The 19,515-nt window shown below is 56.0% G+C and carries 15 protein-coding genes; 12 read left to right on the forward strand and 3 right to left on the reverse strand.

Annotated elements, in window-relative coordinates; translation table 11 throughout:
- Positions 1–27: 27 nt before the first annotated feature.
- The 5 genes from CEE69_RS07185 (at position 28) to CEE69_RS07205 (ending at position 3,850) form a co-directional block, all read left to right on the forward strand.
- Entirely contained in the window at positions 28–966 is a 939-nt protein-coding gene (locus tag CEE69_RS07185) for an ABC transporter ATP-binding protein (protein WP_099260041.1), read from the forward strand.
- A 100-nt stretch (positions 967–1,066) separates the two neighbouring features.
- Positions 1,067–1,600: a 3-hydroxyacyl-ACP dehydratase FabZ family protein gene (locus CEE69_RS07190; protein ID WP_099260042.1), complete on the forward strand. Its 534-nt coding sequence runs from the start codon at positions 1,067–1,069 to the stop codon at positions 1,598–1,600.
- Between the two features lie 26 nt (positions 1,601–1,626).
- A complete protein-coding gene (locus tag CEE69_RS07195; protein WP_099260043.1) occupies positions 1,627–2,016 on the forward strand; it encodes an acyl carrier protein in 390 nt (129 codons plus the stop codon).
- A gap of 31 nt (positions 2,017–2,047) precedes the next feature.
- On the forward strand, positions 2,048–2,554 hold the full coding sequence (locus CEE69_RS07200) for a 3-hydroxyacyl-ACP dehydratase FabZ family protein (RefSeq protein ID WP_008660545.1): 507 nt from the start codon (positions 2,048–2,050) through the stop codon (positions 2,552–2,554).
- 6 nt (positions 2,555–2,560) lie between these two features.
- Positions 2,561–3,850: a beta-ketoacyl-[acyl-carrier-protein] synthase family protein gene (locus CEE69_RS07205; protein ID WP_099260044.1), complete on the forward strand. Its 1,290-nt coding sequence runs from the start codon at positions 2,561–2,563 to the stop codon at positions 3,848–3,850.
- Between the two features lie 271 nt (positions 3,851–4,121).
- Here CEE69_RS07205 and CEE69_RS07210 read toward each other — a convergent pair whose 3' ends face one another.
- Both CEE69_RS07210 and moaC read right to left on the reverse strand, forming a co-directional pair.
- The gene (locus CEE69_RS07210) at positions 4,122–5,102 is read right to left on the reverse strand and encodes a polyprenyl synthetase family protein (RefSeq protein WP_099260165.1); all 981 of its coding nucleotides are present in this window, start codon (positions 5,100–5,102) and stop codon (positions 4,122–4,124) included.
- 299 nt (positions 5,103–5,401) lie between these two features.
- A complete protein-coding gene (gene moaC, locus CEE69_RS07215) occupies positions 5,402–5,926 on the reverse strand; it encodes a cyclic pyranopterin monophosphate synthase MoaC (protein WP_099260166.1) in 525 nt (174 codons plus the stop codon).
- A gap of 1,032 nt (positions 5,927–6,958) precedes the next feature.
- On the opposite strand from moaC, the gene CEE69_RS07225 reads away from it, so the two are divergent.
- The 4 genes from CEE69_RS07225 to CEE69_RS07240 all read left to right on the forward strand — a co-directional run bounded on the left by CEE69_RS07225 (position 6,959) and on the right by CEE69_RS07240 (position 13,402).
- Positions 6,959–7,531, forward strand: a complete 573-nt coding sequence (locus CEE69_RS07225) for a helix-turn-helix domain-containing protein (protein ID WP_007329551.1) — start codon at positions 6,959–6,961, stop codon at positions 7,529–7,531.
- Between the two features lie 241 nt (positions 7,532–7,772).
- Entirely contained in the window at positions 7,773–10,163 is a 2,391-nt protein-coding gene (locus CEE69_RS07230) for a carboxypeptidase regulatory-like domain-containing protein (protein WP_158230980.1), read from the forward strand.
- 235 nt (positions 10,164–10,398) lie between these two features.
- Positions 10,399–12,252 carry a SpoIIE family protein phosphatase gene (locus CEE69_RS07235; RefSeq protein WP_099260046.1) on the forward strand — a complete coding sequence of 618 codons (1,854 nt, stop codon included), beginning with the start codon at positions 10,399–10,401 and terminating at the stop codon, positions 12,250–12,252.
- A 28-nt stretch (positions 12,253–12,280) separates the two neighbouring features.
- Positions 12,281–13,402, forward strand: a complete 1,122-nt coding sequence (locus CEE69_RS07240) for a Gfo/Idh/MocA family protein (protein ID WP_099260047.1) — start codon at positions 12,281–12,283, stop codon at positions 13,400–13,402.
- A gap of 67 nt (positions 13,403–13,469) precedes the next feature.
- On the opposite strand, the gene CEE69_RS07245 is transcribed toward CEE69_RS07240, so the two are convergent.
- On the reverse strand, positions 13,470–14,387 hold the full coding sequence (locus tag CEE69_RS07245) for a hypothetical protein (RefSeq protein ID WP_099260048.1): 918 nt from the start codon (positions 14,385–14,387) through the stop codon (positions 13,470–13,472).
- 335 nt (positions 14,388–14,722) lie between these two features.
- Here CEE69_RS07245 and CEE69_RS07255 point away from each other — a divergent pair, with 335 nt between their 5' ends.
- The 3 genes from CEE69_RS07255 (at position 14,723) to CEE69_RS07265 (ending at position 19,447) form a co-directional block, all read left to right on the forward strand.
- Positions 14,723–14,992 (forward strand): Uma2 family endonuclease, encoded by a 270-nt coding sequence (locus CEE69_RS07255; RefSeq protein WP_099260050.1) that lies wholly within the window; start codon positions 14,723–14,725, stop codon positions 14,990–14,992.
- 77 nt (positions 14,993–15,069) lie between these two features.
- Complete coding sequence (locus CEE69_RS07260; protein WP_099260051.1) at positions 15,070–15,468, forward strand: BlaI/MecI/CopY family transcriptional regulator; 399 nt, start codon at positions 15,070–15,072, stop codon at positions 15,466–15,468.
- 1 nt (position 15,469) lies between these two features.
- Positions 15,470–19,447 carry a M56 family metallopeptidase gene (locus CEE69_RS07265; protein ID WP_099260052.1) on the forward strand — a complete coding sequence of 1,326 codons (3,978 nt, stop codon included), beginning with the start codon at positions 15,470–15,472 and terminating at the stop codon, positions 19,445–19,447.
- Positions 19,448–19,515: the final 68 nt, after the last annotated feature.

Genomic DNA, 19,515 nt, shown 5'->3' on the forward strand with positions numbered 1-19,515 from the left:
TTCCCTTGTTCTGCATCGTGCCGGCTCGTGATCAAGACAGTTGACCTGACGAAAAAATACGGCGACGCATTCGCGATCCGCGCCATCGATTTGGACCTGGAAGCGGGCGATTTGTTCGGTTTCATCGGCCCCAACGGTGCTGGCAAAACGACAACGATGCGGATCATCGCCACGCTGTTGGAACCGAGCTGGGGCGAAGCCTACGTGTGCGGCCACAGTGTCCACACTCAACCCAAAGAGATCCGGCGACTGGTCGGCTACATGCCCGACTTCTTCGGTGTGTACGACGACATGACCGTGGTCGAGTACCTCGAATTTTTCGCCGCGGCGTACCGGATCGGGGGAGAAGATCGCCGCAAACGCGTCAATGAGATGCTAGAAGTCGTCGACTTGGACTTCAAACGTGACGCCTACGCCAACACGCTTTCTCGTGGACAAACGCAACGTCTGGGTCTGGCGCGAACGCTGCTGCACGATCCTCAAGTCCTGCTGCTGGACGAGCCCCTTTCAGGTTTGGACCCGCGAGCCCGAATTGAAATGCGGAACCTGCTTCGGCGGCTGGGCGAAATGGGCAAAACCGTGATCGTCAGCAGTCACATTCTGCCGGAACTCGCCGACGTGTGTAACAAAGTCGGCATCATCGACCGCGGAGAACTCAAACAGAACGCTCGCGTGACCGAGGTGATTCGCATGGTTCGCGAACACACGGTGCTGATCATCCAACCCAGCCAACGCGAACAAATGGCTCGCATCGCGGAGCTCTTCGAGGGGCATCCGCTGGTCCAATCGACTCAGCCCGGCGACGACGCGGTGCGAGTGATCTTGAACAGCGACACCGATGACTACAGCGAATTGCCCAAACTGCTAATCGAAAACGGCATCGGATTGAAGCGATTCGCGGAGGAAGAACTCGATCTGGAATCCGCCTTCATGGCCCTCACCAAGGGCACCAGCACCCGGATGTGAGCCCCGGCGGAGACAAATTTGGCCGAATCGTGCGTTTGGGTGCCATTCTGTAGTGATTCTGTGGTTGAGGCGTTCTGGGCGGGGTACTAAGTTACGCGGCATGAAATACCGCCAAATCGACCGAATTACCGAACTGACGCCCGGCCAACGCTTGGTCGGCGAACGAACTTTGGCGGCAAACGAAGAATACCTGGCCGATCATTTCCCGCGGTTCCCCGTCATGCCCGGCGTGATGATGCTGGAAGCTTTGCATCAAGCCGCTGTGTGGTTGATCCGAATGTCACCCGAGTTTGATTCCGCCTTGGTGCTTCTTCGCGAAGCCAAGAGCGTCAAGTTTGGTGACTTCTTGTCGCCTGGTGAGACGCTGACGGTGGAAGCGGAGATATTCAAACGCGACGGTGCAGTGACAACTGTCAAAGCCAAGGCTCGCAAAGGCGACCGGACGACTGTTTCGGCCCGTTTGGTCCTCGAGAGCTGCTCTAGTGGCGACCCAGAACATCTTGGTACCGACGCTGACGTTCAACGACTCTCTCGCGAGCAATTTTTTTCCCTGTTCAGCGACTCCCCCGCCGCGATGGCCCTGCGTCGTCCCGGCGAGAACATATCGCCGACCATGACCCCTCACTCTGTTTGAAACACACTTAGGATTAGGAACGCACGATGGCGCTCTCAGAAGACGAAATTTTCACCAAAGTCCAAGAAGCTCTCGTTGACGCATTGGGTGTCGACGACGACGAAACCACTCGCGATGCCACTTTGGTGGGCGATCTCGGCGCCGAATCAATCGACTTCCTGGACATCGTGTTCAAGCTCGAAAAAGCTTTCGACATCCAAATCCCTCGCGAAGAACTGTCGCCAGAAGACATCCTGACGAACAGCCAATACGTTCAAGACGGTGTTGTCACCGCCGACGGAATGGCCGAACTGAAGAAACGGATGCCTTGGGCCGACCTGTCGAAGTTCCAAGAAAACCCACGGGTTCAAGACTTCGGCAACTTGCTGACCGTTGGCGACTTGTGCAATTACGTCAACAGCAAAGTCAACCAGTAAGCATCCGCGTAACAACCGAAGGCAGCCTGCCATGCGATGGTTTTGGGTGGATCGCTTCACCGAATTTGTGAGCGGTTCTCATGCGTCCGGCGTCAAGAATGTCGCCTTGGACGAAGAGGTCGTTGACGATTACTGCCTCGGCTACACGATGCTTCCGCCAACTCTCATCATCGAGGGTCTCGCTCAATTGGGCGGGATCCTGGTACACGAGAAGTTCGGCTTCACCAAACGGGTCGTTTTGGCGAAGGTCGGCAGCGCGAAGTACTATGCACCGGCGCGACCTGGCGACTCATTGCAGTACCATGTCAAACTGGAACGCACCCAGGACAGCGGCGCGACCGTCACCGGCACCAGCCACTGCGATGGGGAACTGCAAGCCGAAGTTGACCTGATGTTTGCCTTCCTAGAAGAAGGTCATTTGATCGACGGACCGCTCTTCAACCCCGGCGATTTGCTGGCCATGATGCGGATGATGAACTTCTTCCACGTCGCCGTCACGGCCGACGGGGAACCGATTCCTTTTCACGAAAATCTGTAAACGTCCATGTCGTCGCGTCGCCGAGTCGTCGTCACCGGAATCGGTATGATCAACCCCATGGGTTGGGATGTCGCCACCGTTTGGTCTGGCCTTCAAGAAAGCGGCAGTGGCGTTGCGCCCACGACGCTGTTCAACGCCAGCGGTTTCCCCACGCGAATCAGTGCGGAAATCAAGAATTGGGACATCACCAAAGCGGTTGAAGACGGCGAAAAACACGTTCAACGCGGTCGTCACACCCAGTTCGCCATCGCCGCTGCCACGCAAGCGATGAAGGACAGCGGCGTCCTTTCGTCAATGAAAGATCCGACACGCTTGGGCGTTTATCTTGGCAGTGGTGAAGGCAACCAAGACTTCAACACGTTCAGCAGAATGATGGTGGCCGCGCTCGAAGATGGCACCTATGACCCAACCAAGTTCATCGCTTCCGGTTTGAGCTTGCTCGATCCCGCGAAAGAGCTGGAACAAGAACCGAACATGCCCGCGGCTCACCTTGCCGCACGCTTCAACGCCCAAGGCCCCAACTTCAACTGCTTGACCGCCTGTGCGGCCAGCAGCCAAGCAGTCGGCGAAGCCACCGAGATCATCCGTCGCGGCGAAGCCGATGCGATGTTGGCCGGCGGAACACACAGCATGATTCACCCCTTCGGTGTGACCGGATTCAACTTGCTCACCGCCCTGAGCGAAAGCAACGACGATCCAACCAAAGCCAGCCGTCCATTCGACGCGGGCCGAAACGGTTTCGTGTTGGGCGAAGGCTCCGCGATGGTCATCCTCGAAGAACTCGAATCCGCCAAAAAACGCGGCGCAACGATCTACGGCGAAGTCGCTGGCTATGGCACAACCGCTGATGCTTATCGCATCACTGACATTCCACCAGACGGCCACGGCGGAATCGCGTCGATGCGAATGGCGATCGCCGACGCGGGACTCAACCCGTCCGACATCGGTTACGTCAACGCTCACGGAACCAGCACCAAGGTCAACGACCGCGTCGAGACGAAAGCCTGCCGCGAAGTATTTGGTGACAACGCCGAACAAACTCCTGTGAGCAGCACCAAAAGCATGATGGGTCACTTGATCGCTGCCGCGGGCGTGACCGAGATGATCGTGTGCCTGATGGCGATTCGCGACTCCGTGTTGCCACCGACGATCAACCAGGAAACACCTGATCCAGATTGCGATTTGGATTACGTGCCCAACGAAGCACGCCCTGCCAAGATCACCCACGCACTGAACAACAGCTTCGGCTTCGGTGGCCAAAACGTGACACTGTGCCTCAGCCGCTTCGACGGCTAAACAGGCAGTGCCGTTTTCAGGTGCCGCCTTTTGGCGGGTTTTCCACACGGCGCACCACATCTGAAACGCATTTGGGGAGAGGTTGAGCGACGCCGTTCAGGCGCACGCGAGGTGAGGGCCGGGTATGGGAAGCGGCGTGAACTGCCCTCCCTCGGAATTTCTCTGATTGCTCGCTGAACGCTCGCTTTCCAGAAATCAGCAACTCGCTGCCTCGTCACGAATCAAAAGCGGAGATGACATGCACACCTCGCTTTCCGGCAACCCGCCAGATCTAAAATCGGCGATCGACTGCGAAATCGGCGATCGTCTTCAGCGACTCCAGTGCCGATGAAGGTGCGAATCCGCTGATCGCTTCGATCGCACTTCGGCGATACGACTCGGCAACTTTGCGAGTGTATTCTGCCGCATCGCTCTTTCGCAGAAGTGGCATCACGCGACCCAAACGATCTTCGGGCGGCAATCGCAACGCATCCAAGGCAGCCATCGCCACAGCGTTGTCGTCATGGCGTAGCAGCCGAATCAACGGCAACGTGATCTTGCCTTGTTGCAGATCAGTTCCGAGCGTTTTGCCAACGTTGTCATCGTCGCCCCACAAATCGAGAAAGTCATCCGCGATTTGGAAAGCGATTCCAAGGTCGTTGCCAAACCGAGCGAACGCTTCGACTTGACCTTCGTCGCCGCCGCTGAGATCCGCACCGATCTGACAAGAGACTCGCGTCAGTTCGGCTGTCTTGCCGCGAATGATATCGAGGTAGGTTTCCTCGTCGATATCCAGCCAATCGCGGCCGAGAACCTGACGAAGCTCACCCTCGCACACCTTTTGCGCCGCTTGCCCAACCAATCGACAGGCGAGCGTCGAAGGCAGCGTCGCCGCGAGATAAAAACTCTGGGCAAACAGATAGTCACCCAGCAGAATGCTGGTGTCGTCATTCCAGCGAGCGTTGATGGTTGGGACATGCCGGCGAGTCGTCGCTTTGTCCAACACGTCATCGTGAATCAACGTCGCGGTGTGAACCATCTCGACCACCGTCGCCATCACCACATGATCTTCCGTGGTCGCGGATTCCTCGGTCGTCAACGGATTTTTCGCGGTCCGATCGGCGTGCATGGCTGCTCCGGAAAGCAGTAGCAGTGCCGGACGCAATCGTTTTCCACCCAGCTGAGTCCCGTGCCGCAGAACCGGCACCAACGCTTCGTAGCGTGACTGCAATTCGCGGTGCAAACGGGCATCGACGGCGGCCAAAGACTCCAAAATCGGTGCGTAGATCGAACGCAGCGGACTGGAATCGCCCGAGGTCGCGGGCGCACTGGAAGCCGCATCCGACGAAGCAGCGGAAGAGTCGGAATCCACCGCTCGTTTGGAGAAAGCGGACTTCGAAGACGGAGGGACCACAGACCGATCCATGAGGCGACCAGTGAAACTGAAAAAAGACAAACAAACGCCAATCATCTGGCGACAGGGCATTTATGAATACCCCAGTACGACTTAAACCGAACGCCGGGGCCAAGGACAACCTCGAATCACCACCCGAAACGTCAAAAGGCCGAATCTCACTCAGAGGACTCGCGGAGGAAGACGCCGCTCTTCCCACCCGACTTCGATTCCAGTCGCACCTGGTGGATCACCATCTCGCGGTCAATTGACTTCAGCATGTCGTACACGGTCAGAGCAGCGGTACTGGCCGCCGTCATCGCTTCCATTTCGATTCCGGTCTTTCCGGTGGTTCGAGCCGTGGCGATGCATCGCAGCGTCCAAGCGGAAGATCCTTGAAATTCCGCAGACTCGGCTGTCTCCATCCAATCGAAGTCGATGGACACCGCTTCGATCGGAATCGCGTGACACAGCGGAATCAAATGCGAGGTCCACTTCGCGCCAGAAATTCCTGCCAACCGAGCCACGGCCAAGACATCGCCTTTCTTGGAATCTCCCCGCTTGATCGATTCCGCGGCTTCGGCCGACATGCGAATCATCGACGATGCAACCGCCTCGCGAACGGTGATGTCCTTGCCGGTCACGTCGACCATGTGGACTTCACCCGCAGCATTGAAATGGGTCGAGCGTGGTTCGGGTTTCATGACAGAGATGAAATAGCGATGGCGAGGAGATGAAGCGACCATTGAACTGCCGACGCGTCATCGATTCGGCGCGAGTCAGCTTGGGCGCCGTGCAACTTTAGCCGCCTCGCACATGAGCACAACCAAAGCCGGGTGCGTAATCGACGCCGTCTGCCTCAATCGCACCTCTCCGGCGGGCGAGATCGCCGCACAGACATCATCCTGCCGCCTCGCACGATGATTCCGTCACAAGCGACCGCCTCCGCATCCCAACGCGGGTGGGCGTGGGGAACCAAATCGTTACCTCCGGCATCCAATCAAAAAGATTTGGGAAAGTTTTTTTGGCAATGTTGTTTGATGTTGACAAGCAAAACACGTGATTCGAGCAGTCGATTCGCTGATAGTGATTGTTCGCGATGAATCACATTAAAGAGTTGACCCGGATTTACTCGACACTATGTCTCGGAAGGGAGTGTTTTAGCTTCGGCTGAAACGCTTCCGGACACCCAGGGGGGAATTCTGGGAAAGGTGCTTTGGTGTCTCACCGCCGCGGGAAAGGTTCGTCAAGATGACGAGCCACGATCGCAATGGTGATTCCTAGCACTGTCAACGGGCGATCTCAGCCGATCGTTCCGCACCAACAAAACCGTATTGCATGAACCGAAGCGTCAGGAGGACGTTTCGAGGAATGAAACGGGTGCGATGTTGCGGAACGCTGGGCCGAGTGTCACTTGAGGGCTTTCTATGTTCTTCCCGCCGATTGCACACCCATGCAGTCGTTTGAACAGACTCATTACATTTTCATCGCGAGAATCCCGAATCGGAAAGCGTTCAGCAGGACGCGAGCCGGCAGGCCCAGACCCAGCGTTTGACAACCTCAACCACCATCAATCAAAGCACGACCCACCGTGAATAGATTGGTTCCCAACGAGCATTTTTCGTTGAGAGCGTGCGGATGAGAACGGAGAGCGAAAGAAGGGCCACAGGGGCAATGGTTACCGACGCACCATTGTTCCAAGGGAAGAATCAACGAGGCGTTTTGGAGCACCTAGTATGAAGGTCTTCACAACTGGACAGGTCGCCAAGATCTGTAAAGTTGCCCCACGAACTGTTAGTAAATGGTTCGATTCGGGGCGTTTGAAAGGCTACCGCATTCCTGGATCGCAAGATCGACGGATCCCGCGGGAGTATTTGATCAAATTCTTGAAAGAGCATGGTATGCCCTTGGGCGACCTGGAAGACGAAGCGATGGCAAAGTGCCTGATCGTCGCCCAGGACCAAGTTCTCATCGAGAACCTGAAGCGTGAATTGCCACCCGAGAAATCGTTCAAAGTCGCTGTTGCAGCCAGCGGATTTGAAGCCGGCATTCAAGCCGAAAGCTTCAATCCAGACTGCATCATCGTGGACTTTTCGATCGGTAAAATCGAAGCGGTTCAAATTTGCCAAAACCTGCGAAAGAACATCGATTTCACCGATATCGTGTTGATTGCGTTGCTGCCAGATGATGGCCAACCAATGAGCTTCGATCGCAGCAGCATCAACGAAACGTTCAAAAAACCGTTCGACGCCCACTTGTTGGCAGAACGTTTGCGAACCCTCGTCGGAGCAAAGAAGGAGTTGGTCTAAGACCGACTCAGAAGGGCCTTTGTGCCACCCCGCCTCGACGCCCTTCATGCGAACCCGCTCGCATGAAGGGCGTTTTTTTCGTTGGCATGCATCTCGACTGACCAATATTTGCATCCCAAGACTGGGGTCGATAAAACCAGTGACGATCCTTCGCGTTCGTCCACTGTCAAAATCAAGGTCAGCCATGTGTCGTGGAAACACAAAGATCTGCACAAGTCACGTGTGGTTCATGTTCGCGTGCTTGACAAGCATTTGCTTAGCACCCACCCAAGCACAGGACCCCGCCGCTAAACCTCCGACGCTTGCCAGCGGTTCGACGGTTGCGGGCAAAGTCTTGTTGCCAGATAGCAATCCTTCCGCAGAAGCGATTGTCTTTCTATTGGAAAGCAACGGAGGTTCGTTCCGCTTGCCAACTAAACCGCTGACCACCCAAACAAAATCCGATGGGACGTTTCAATTCAACGATGTCCCAACGGGCCGGTATCGCGTCTGGGCAGAGACGGATCAGCTCACAACCTTGCAAGAAAAATTGCGAGGCGTCGTCGTCCAAGTGGAAACGGAACCACCGAGCGATGCCAGCGACATCGAATTGAAACTGCATCCTGGCTGCGGCTATGACGTGGCGGTGCATGACTCGGAAACCAAACAACCGATCCCGAACGCGAAAATTTCGTTTGGCTGGACGGACATCGTTCGCGAGTACACCACCGGCAAAGACGGCGTGGCGAAGCCGCGAAACCTTTCGGTATCCGATTGGTATTTCATCGCGAAAGCCGATGGTTATGCCACGCAGTTTCTGAAGACGTCCAAGCAAGAACTCGGCACCGTTCTGCCGATTCGGTTTGACCTAAATCCTGGTGGCAAATTGACCGGTGTCTTGCGGGACGGAGACGAGCAACCGGTTGCCGACGCAAAGGTTTCCATCGTTGCCGCATCTCGTGGAATGGACCCCAGTTATGGATCAACCGTCACCAATGAGGCCGGCGAATTTTCTTTCGAGGGCTTGCCCGTCGGAAAAACATTTCGCCTGTCCGCGACCAAGGACGCGTATCTGCGTGCAAGCCACGAGTGCGCGGTTGCTTCGGCGGAAGCATCAACACAAGCGGACTTCCAACTGCTGAAACGTCCTTATGGTAGCGACGTCCGCGTCACTGTCCTCGACGAAAATGATCAACCGATGAGGGCCGCGAAACTGACCAATCGCGGCAACAGCACAGCCGATGTTCGATCGGGCGAGACTGATGAGCAGGGCGTTTGCTTGCTGCAAGACTTGTTCAGCGGCTACGCGGGATGTCAGGTTTCGGTCAAGGCCGACGGCTACATCGCCGTGCAGAGGAGCATCGATCCGGGAAGCATTGATACGCCATCAGAAATCACAGTCAACCTTCAGCCCGGCAAGACGCTTCGCGGAAGGGTGATCCTTCCCAGTGGTGAGCCCGCCTCCAAGCTGAGGGTTTACTACGACGGCGGTGAAAACCCGTTCAACGGATTGGGCGGCCGAGTGGAGACCGACGCCGATGGCAAATACGAAATTCGCGGATTGGCATCTCAAACCACACTGACCGTTTCCACTCCCAAACAGTGTGCTCCGGTTCGTGGCCTTCTGGTTCAAGTCATCGACGAAGAGTTCGAACTTCAATTGCAAGCGGCAGGCATCTTGATCGCCCGCGCGGTGGATGCGGAAACCAAAGCCCCCATCGCAAGCTTCAATGTCAAACTCGGGTTCAGCGAAGACCGACGCGCAGGTGACCCTCGCTCTGGCGGCATTTCAACGCGACTGACACAGCAGGGCGAAAACATCCAAGGCACTCAAAAGGAGTTTCGCCTCGAAGGAAAGACTCCCGGCACGCCATACAAACTGATCGTTTCCGCAGACGGTTATGAGACCAACACTCTGGAACGAGTCGAGGTTCAATCCGCCAATACGGCCGAAGTGTTGGACGTTCCGCTGAAACGCACACGTGCGGAAGACCTTCAAACCGTTGCCGGCCAGTTGGTCGACGCCGACGGGAACCCGATTGTGGGTGCGTCGGTGCGACTGCTGGTCGGCGGTGCAATCCCGCAGCCGATCAATGGGCGGATGCAGGGTTGGCGATACTATCATTGGGGACTACTGCGCCGCGACAACATCGAGAACCGAGATCAATGCTTGCAGTTATTGAAAACGTCCAGTGATGCCGAAGGCCGGTTCGAATTCAAAGGCGTTCGAAAAGAAACACCTTGGCTAGAGCTTTTCTACTCAGGCCCCAATTTGATGCCGCAGCGGTATTCGAACATGCGAATATTTTCCGATTTAGAACTCACTGATCTGGTCATTCCTGCGGAGGCCCCCGCCAGCCTAACGATCGACCTCGACCTGGACGATTGGCCGACCGCAGACTCTGTCACGTTGGAAGCGGAGAACTACGTCAGCGGCCAAAACGCGGTCGATTTGGCTTTCGAGAGTGAATCAAAAAAGCTAGCGGATGGGACTCCAATTGTTTTCTCACATCTTCCCTCTGGCACGTATTCCGTGTTGGTTCAGGCCAAGCCAGTGCCGCTCGGAAACGGTGGCTATCGTGTTCAATCGATTTATCATCAAGCGATCACAATCGAACCGGGGCGTTCACACGACATCGAATTGAAGCGATGAACGCGAGCCAGCAAGGAACCACGGAAGCGGCGATCGAAAGCACACATTTGTCGTTGGCGAATCGTTTCGCTGCTGAACTGCTTCCATGAAGACGCCTCGTTTTGGGTTCTGGTTGAAGTGGCTACACTAACCCGTCGCGACGGACAACGATCCATTGCATCATTGATCCGCCCGCTGCTGCTTTTGTGAAATTGCGATTTCTCGCGAGCCGTGCCCGCCTTCCACCCACGATCTCATGGCCCATCTCACCTCTTCCATCGACGGCAATCCTTCGGGCACCTTCCAGTTGGACCGAGATGAAATGCAGGTGGGCAGACATCCCGATTGCGACATCGTGGTCGATGCGGGGGCGGTCAGTCGCTATCACGCGAAAATCACCAAGAAAGGCAATGAGTTCGAGGTCGACGACGCTGGCAGCCGAAACGGAACCTTCGTCAACGGCCAACTGCTTTCGCGACCGCACGTGTTGTCCGAAGGCGACCGAATCCGAATCAGCGAAGTCGTGCTGGTTTTCCACGGCGACGAAGCACCTGGTTTTGCCACCGGAAGCGGTAGCGGCGAGATGACCTTCGACGGATCCAACTTTGGGATCCTGATGGTCGATGAGACTCACGCGAAACAGATCACCGGCCCCAAAGTCGAATTCCGGTCCGGCGACGACGGGTTGAAAATGTCGGCGACGGCGGAAGCCAAACTGGCCGCCTTGATCGCGATCAACAGCAACCTGACCGGTGCCATTTCGGTCGACGATGTTTTGCCGAAGGTCCTGTCCAGCCTGTTTCAGATCTTCCCGTCGGCCGACCGCGGATTTGTGGTCATGGAAACGGCCGATGGATCACTGGTTCCTCGCTGGGTCCAACTTCGAAACAAAACCGACGACACCGAAACGATTCGCATCAGTCGAACGATCATCCGTCAAACGATGGAAACCGGCCACACGATTCTGTCGCTCGATGCCATGGACGACAGCCGATTCGACAGCAGTGAATCGATCGCGGATTTTTCGATTCGCTCGATGATGTGCGCACCGTTGCATGACGAAGACGGCAAAGCCATTGGTGCTCTGCAAATTGATTCAACCCAAGGCCGAGGCCAATTTCGCGACGAAGACATCGACTTGCTGACCGGTATCGCCGCGCAGTCCAGCGTGGTTTTGAACAACGCTCGCATGCACGAGCAAGCACTTCGTCAAATGGAAGTCGAACAAGACCTCAAACTTGCCACCGAAGTCCAGCAAGCTTTCCTGCCCGCTCACGCCCCCACCGTTCCGACTTATCACCTCGAAAGCTTCTACCAGGCCGCCAACCACATCGGCGGAGATTACTTCGATTACGTTGACTTGCCCGATGGTCGTTTGGCAGTCGTGGTGGCCGATGTGGTCGGGCACGGAGTTGCCGCCGCGATGTACATGGCCAAGCTTTCCGCCGAGACACGATTTTGCCTCGCCAGTGAACCCGACCTAGCACGAGCGGTGGAGCGACTGAACGATCGCATGAGTGCCTTGGAAGTCCAGCGCTTCGTGACCTATCTCTTGGTCGTGATCGATCCGAAGTCCAACGAGCTGAAGATCGTCAACGCGGGCCACATGCCTCCGATTGTTCGCGATGCCTCCACTGGAGAAATCAGTGAACCTGGAGACGAAGACTCGGGCCTGCCAATCGCAATCGATGAGGGCATGGAGTACGCGGTGACCACCGTCCCGATGCATGCGGGAGATCTGGCGGTGATGTACACCGATGGGTTCAGCGAAGCATTGAATTTGCAAGAAGACGAATGGGGAACCGATCCTCTTCGAAAAATCGTGCGTGAAGCGACCGAATCGGAAGACGAAGACGAACCTTTGGCAAAGACGGTCAAAGGCGAAATCGTTCGCCAAGCATTTGAACACATGGGCACCGCGGTGCAGTTCGACGACATGTGTCTGGTCATCATCCAGCGCACCGAAGATGCCGTGGGTGGCGCCCCTCGAACGCAACCAGCCGCTGCCCAGTCTGATGACGACGGCCCACAAGTCTCCAAGCAATCCGAAACGATCAACGAGCTGGACATCAACGACACCTTGCCAGCCGACTTGTCCGAAAACAATTGATCCCCTCTCAACCATCACGTATCTCAACATGACGAAGTCAATCTGCCGCTGGGGAATCCTGGGCGCCGCAAACATCGCTCGCAAGAACTGGAAAGCCATCCGAATGAGCGGAAACGGAGTCGTCGCAGCTGTCGCCAGCCGTGACGTCGGACGAGCCGAAGCATTCATCCACGATTGCTCTCTGGAATGCCCGCCAGTGATCACCAAATCCGATGGCTCCGCTGAGTTGACTCGCCCCGAAGCGATCGGCGACTACCAAACGATGTTGGATCGCGATGACATCGACGCCGTTTACATCGCCGTTCCGACGACGCATCGAAAGCAATGGGTGCTCGCCGCTGCCGCGGCGGGGAAACACGTGATCGCCGAAAAACCTTTCGCGGTCCACGCCGACGACGCCATTGAGATGGCAGATGCGTGCCGCGACGCCGGGGTGAATCTCATGGATGGCGTGATGTTTGATCACTCCAGCCGACTGCCCGAGCTCAAACACACGCTGACTGATCCGGTCGCGTTCGGCGATCTGAAACGAATCCAAACCCACTTTTCGTTTTGCGGCGATGACTCATTCGAAGAAGCCAACATCCGCGCCAACGCCGAACTCGAACCACACGGCGCACTTGGTGACCTCGGGTGGTATTGCATTCGATTCACCCTCTGGGCCGCAGGCGACCGATTGCCTGTTGCCGTCAGTGGTCAATCAACCGTGCGTCTCGACGAGGGTCGCGTGCCGGGTGAGTTCCAAGGTGAAATGCGATTCGACGACGGCCTGACCGCAGGATTCTTCTGCTCGTTCTTTTCCGTCAATCAACAAACCGCAACGCTGTCGGGCAACCGCGGCTACGCGACGCTGAACGACTTCGTGTTGCCATTCAACGGATCAGAAACTGCCTGGGAAACGCACCAACACGAACTGTTCATCGACAACTGTCGCTGGAACTTTGGCAAACACACTCGACAACACGGTGTCACCGAACACGCCAGCGGTGAAGCGGATTCGCAAGAAGTCCGAATGTTCCGACACTTCGCCGATGAAGTCCTGCACGGCCGGATCGAAGCTCGTTCATCTGACATCGCCGTCAAAACCCAACAAGTGCTTGACGCTCTTCGACGCAGTGACGCCGACGAAAGCCGCTGGATCAAGCTCTAGCATTCCCCAAACCAATGTCGCCAATCGGCTCCGCCCGATTGAGTTTCACCACGACAGCAGAACAGACTCAGCTCGGCTTCTCATAAAACTTGCTGATATCAAGTTCTTGCTTCTGTTCTTGCTCCATCAGTTTCAAACGTGACTCCAAACGTTCGATACGTCGGAGCAGTTGCGGGATTGTGTCGCGATCTTCCGTCACACGAACGGGACGAGGAACGGGCGGGTAACCAAGGTGCCGCTGCATCGCACCAAACAAGTACACCGGATCTTTCCGCCGGTTCGCCAAAGCGATGCGTCCTTCCTTTTCGCCAAACAGGAACGGCCCTTTCTGGCTGACGTCTTGATCAGCCTCCTTCAAGCGACGTCGATACTCGTCGCTGCCTAGAAACAGCAAGTCGGCCAAATCGACCAAGCCCACTTGGGCTCGCAAGCTCAACAACCACTGCGACCACGCCGTGTCATAGACCGGATCCTGGCTCATCGCCAACAATCCGGCGTCGTACCCCAACCGGTTTCGCGAAAGCGTTTCGAACTGGAAGAAGAAAAAACCACAACGACTGTGCTGAAGGATCGCTTCCGGAGTGGCCGGTCCACGCTGATGCGAATTGGCCTGAGCAGCGGGCGACACACCCGACTCAGCCGCTTCCAATTGCTCACTGAACTGAGACCTCAACTTCGCATCGGCCTGCAGAATCTGAAGTGCCAAATGAATGGTGAACCGACCGGCTTCCTCTTCCGATTCGTTGATCAGATAGGTTTGAAACGGCGAGAAATAGTGCGACAGTCGCTCCATCGCCGGGCCCATCAATCCAGTGTGCCGAAGTTCCGTGAGCATGAACTCGATCGCCATCGGCAACCGAGTCGTCGCGAGCAATTCGTGCCGCAACTGCTCAAGCAACTCCTGCATCGGAGTTTGCTCGGCGATGCGTTGTCGTAGCAAGTCGAACAAATACGCTTGTTCAACATATTCGGAGTGCGGCAGCATCAAGAGTTTTCAGAGAGAAGCGTGTTGTCCGTTTCGAATAGCTTAGCTGAAAAACGACGAACTCGAATCCGCCCGCTAAAGTGCCAATCCGGCAATCCTTTGCAGAACCCCGCCCGAGGCAGAGACGATGCAGTTTTCAAGTGCCGTGCTCGCGAGATTGAATTCACCCTCCTGAACGCAGAGGTCGTGCAGTTTGTAAGTGCCGCTTCTCGGCAAATTTACACACGGCGTACCTCTCCCGAAACGAAGTTTGGGGAGAGGTCGAGCGACGCCGTTCAGGCGTACGCGAGGGTGAGGGCCGAGCATAGGAAAAGGCGCGCACTACCCTCCCCGGAATGCGAGCGTTCAGCGACGCCGTTCTCGCGATGGAGGTGTCCGATTCAAGCTTGCAATACGACCTCAGCGAAACGGCAAACTTGTACGCCGAGGCGGGACTCTCCGTGCACTGGGTCGTCAACGTACCGAACCAACAATTGCATGTGATGCGTGCCCCAACCAGAAGCCGTTACACCCAACTCGCAAGTTTCAAAATCGGTGACTCAACTTCACCATCAATCCAACCCGCCGCCATCCTGGATTTGAAAGATTTATTCGAAGGTGAATGAAAAAGCTTGACGCCGCCCGATCTGTGTCATTACATTGGCACATGTTAATTCATTGACACTTATGGGATCGGGTAGTGATGGCAAAGAAGAAATCCGCAGAACCGCCCAAACTTGGAGCCCGCGAGCGTCAGATACTGGACGCCGTTTATCACTTCGGGCGTGCGTCCGTTTCGGATGTGCGATCGCGGTTGAACGATCCTCCCAGTTATTCCTCCGTCCGCACGATGATGGGAATCTTGGAAACCAAAGGGTTCCTTCGTCGAGACCGCGAAGGCGTTCGCCATCTCTACTCGGCGACTCGATCACGTGAGAAAGCCGGACGTTCGGCGTTGACTCACCTGATGTCGACTTTCTTCGAAGGCTCCCCCAGCAAGATGCTCGCTGCATTGCTGGACGACTCCTCGTGCCGATTGTCCGACGAAGAATTGGCAGACCTTCAACGATCCATTGACCAAGCTCGCAAGCAGGGGAATTGAGATGTCACTCAGCGATTGGATGCTCGACATTGCCTGGAAGTCACTGGCTTTGATGGCGATTGTGGCTGCGATGTCATTGATCTTTCGCCGATCCTCCGCCGCGGTTCGGCATCGGGTTTGGACGCTTGGTTTATGTGGATCGTTGTGCATTCCTCTGATCGCTTGGCTGCTGCCGAGCTATCGAGTCAACGTCTTGACGCCGAAACCTGTCGCCGTGGTCGCAACGATCACTTCGGCCGATCCAATTGTCCCCACTACCGAAGTGGGCGAATCGCTGTCGGTCGACATGGCTGCACCGTTGTCCTCCGAACAGATATCCAACGAGTCATTCGCCGATGTTGCGTCTCCCCCTAATCTCGTGCATCAAAGAAGCGTTGCTCCGGCGATGGTGAGTCCCATGCCAACTGCTAATCAAACGCCAATAAAAAACCATCCTTGGTGGATTGCGTTGTACCTGATCGGGGCCGGCATCCTATTCGCCAACTGCTTGCGTCATTGGATTCAGACCCAGAGATGGATTTCCCAAGCTCAACCGATTGCTGACCAGCGTGTACTCGCGTTGTTCGCCAATATCTGTCAGGAGTGGACTGATTCAGACTCCTCCCCATTGCTGTCAAATGTCGCCTTGCTGCATCGAGAAGATTTATCGATGCCTTGTGCTGCTGGCATTTTTCGTCCGGCCGTTCTGCTGCCAACCGACTGCTTGGAGTGGCCCGAGGAAAGATTAAAATCGGTGCTGCTTCATGAGCTGGCCCATGTTGTCCGTCGCGATATGCTAACCCAGTCCATCGCCGAAATCTGCCGCTCGCTCTACTGGTTCAATCCTTTTGTTTGGCTGGCCGTCGCTCGTTTGCATGTCGAGCGAGAACAAGCGTGCGACGATCATGTCCTCCGCTCGGGCGTCGTCGCTTCCGATTACGCAGAACTGTTGCTCAACGTTGCTCGCGACTATCGGCACTCTCAACGTGCGATCGGGCTCGCGATGGCGCGGCCTAACGACCTGCAGCAACGCATTGGATCACTGCTGGACGCGACTCGTTCACGAATCGCTGTCAACCGTTCGATTGCGATTGGCGTCTTAGTTGTCATCACGATGATCAGCGGTACGGTCTCCGTCTTGCGTCCCAGTTCGATGGCGGAGGAACCGAAGAACGCCCGCGAGCAATCCGATGAATTGGGAATCCAAACCCGCGGTGTTGGCGCGTCGACCGAAGTTCTCTTGCGAGGCTCCGTGATTGACCCGGACGGCAATCCAGTTGCTGATCCGCTGATCGAGATCTCGCTTCAATTCGCTTACAGCACTCAACGCATCACGCCAACGATCAGCGACAATACTTTCGAGGCTTGGTTGCCGGCCTCGGGTTCCAATTGGTACAGCCTCAAAGTCGATGTTCGCCGAGATGGCACCAGCGACGAACGCGCCTTTCACCATGTCAGTCGCCGTGAACTCCATGGTCTCCTCGAAGGTGGCATGAACGTCGAGCTACAACGCCCAACAGGCTTCACCGAGATCCATGTCACCGAGAAGAACCAACCTGTTCCAAACGCAGACGTGCAGGTTCAAATCGCATTCGGTCGAACCGCTCGCGAGAAAACCGACCGCAACGGGATGGCTCGAATCGGTCTCTACGAAAACAAAAGGTTGTCGTCCATCACGGCGTGGACCGCCGACCATCGCGTCGGCGGCTATCAATTCAGTCGCCAACCCGTGCGAGATGGCAACGCCCCGGTTCACTACGTTGAACTGTCAAAGTGTCGTGACCAAACCATCCGCATGGTTGACGAAGATGGCAACGGTATCGAGGGCGTTGAATTCCGAATGCAGTTGGCGACTCCCGTGCCGTACGTCAACTACATCGGCACGACCGATCAGTGGCAATTGAAGACGGATTCGAATGGTGAAGCCGTTTTGAAATATTTCCCGGATTGGCCGGAGGTCTATCGCTACGCCGAACTGCTCAGCCAAGACTGGTTCATTCTCAAAAAAGCGACTCCTGTCGATGACGCGCTGGTCATCACGCTGAAACGACGCGTCGAGCGCCACCGAGTGATGGGAACACTCAAAGGTGATCTGACAAATTTGGCCGGCTTCAATGTTCAAGCCGGAACTTTCCAGGCAGAAACGGATGGTCATAGCGAACAGCTTTATGTGATCACCGATTCCAAGGGACGCTTTTGGATCGACGTGCTCCCCGGTGCAACCTACTGCGTCCGCATCAACGACTCGAATTTGATCAGTGACTACTCGGACGTGCTTGCGTTTGATCCGAAGACGTCGCAAGTCAATGCACCTGAGTTGACGCTACAAAACGGCGTCGTGGCCAAGGCCAAGTTGACTGCCGGCCTGGATCGAACCCCCATCGCCAACGTCAGCGTGGCATTCAGAGAGAAGCACCGCTACGAATGGATCGAAGAGGGAGAATCCCGGTCAGGTGTCACTGGGCGAAGCAATTGGGCAACCACCAACGAGGATGGAATCGCAACAATGCTCGTGCTTCCCGGCACCGTGGAAGTTTCAGCTTCTCAAAAAGACTGGCGAAGTTCAGCTCGCATCGATGCGGCGGAAAACAGCGAGAACTTTGTTGAACTTCACCGAGAAATCGCCGAATCAAGACTGGTGACAGGAAAGCTGGTGTTGGCAGAAAACACTGACGCCTCTTTGGCCGACTGCAAACTGACAATCGGTGCCATCGACGGCAAGACTCGAGACAAACGAACCATTCGACTGAAGGGCGAAACAACGTTCTCATTCACCACTCCGGCAACCAAGCTTGGAGTGGGGGCGGTCACTGACGACAATCGATTCGCGGGCGTCACCGTCGCCAAAGACCTCTCCAAGCCGATCGTTGTCACGATGTATCCGACGCAGACGATTCGCGGTCGCGTGACAAACTCGGACGGAACCCCTGCTACCGGACGAAAGATCACCGCGATCGGAAACATAGGCGATCCAACCGATTCCCAAACGGTCAATCCGTTCGGAACGATTTCGTTTCCTTCTCGAGTGAGACTTGTGGAGCGGATTGCAACATCCGATGCCGATGGGAAGTATGCGATCACGGGCCTACCGGCCTCTTTAGCAACCCGAATTTATGCGGAAGGACAGGACTGGCCGCTCGACGAGGTTTACTTGCAACCCGGTGAAAAACGTCCGCCGCTGACTTCCAAACTTCGCAGCACAACGCAAACCAGCGTCGCTACCAAACCAATCGCTCAACGTTGGTCAACCTTAGTGCGGGACTGCAAACTGGGCGGCTACCATCCGATGGTCATTCTCTCCCATGAAAGCGTCGAAGCGGAGCGGTTCGTCGGCGATCACCTGACGAGCTATCGGAACAATCCTCTCGCGGCAAAGTTCATGACGCTGACCTACCGTCCCGATCCAGCAGACACCAATTTAGCAGTGAATCAAAACTGGATGATTCCCGACGACAACCAAATTACCGCGATCGCTTATAACAAATCAGGAATTGAATCCGGACGCGAAACGTTTGACATCAACGATCCGCGCAGCATCTCCCAGGCGTCAGCATTTTTGAGCCAACACGCTCCAGTGGAAGTTGACATGAAAGCAGCTTGGAACGAAGCGTTCGCGCTGGCCAAGAAAACGGACCGCCGGGTCTGGGTGCGATTGAGCGGACGCTATTGCGGACCATGCTTCACATTCAATCGCTGGTTGGACGATCACAGCGACGTCCTTAGCAAGGACTTTGTGATGCTGAAACTGGAACAAGGCTCCCGCTCAAAGAACAGCGAAATCGTGAACCGCTTGACCGAAGGTAGACATGTCGGCATCCCCTTTCACGCGATGTTCACGGCCGACGGAACCAAGATCATTGACAGCAAAGGCCCTCTAGGAAACATTGGATCCCCGTCAGGATTCGAGGGTAAGCGGCATTTGAAAAAGATGCTGCTAGCCGCGTGTAAACAAATTTCGCCCGCCGAAATGAATGCGGTTGTTTCGAGCCTGGCAGATTGACGGCGAACGCGGCGAATCAGCTCACAGGGCCCCAGCTTCTCAGGGCCCCAGCTTCACAGGGATTCAGC

The organism is Rhodopirellula bahusiensis (genome assembly GCF_002727185.1).
Classification (GTDB): domain Bacteria; phylum Planctomycetota; class Planctomycetia; order Pirellulales; family Pirellulaceae; genus Rhodopirellula; species Rhodopirellula bahusiensis.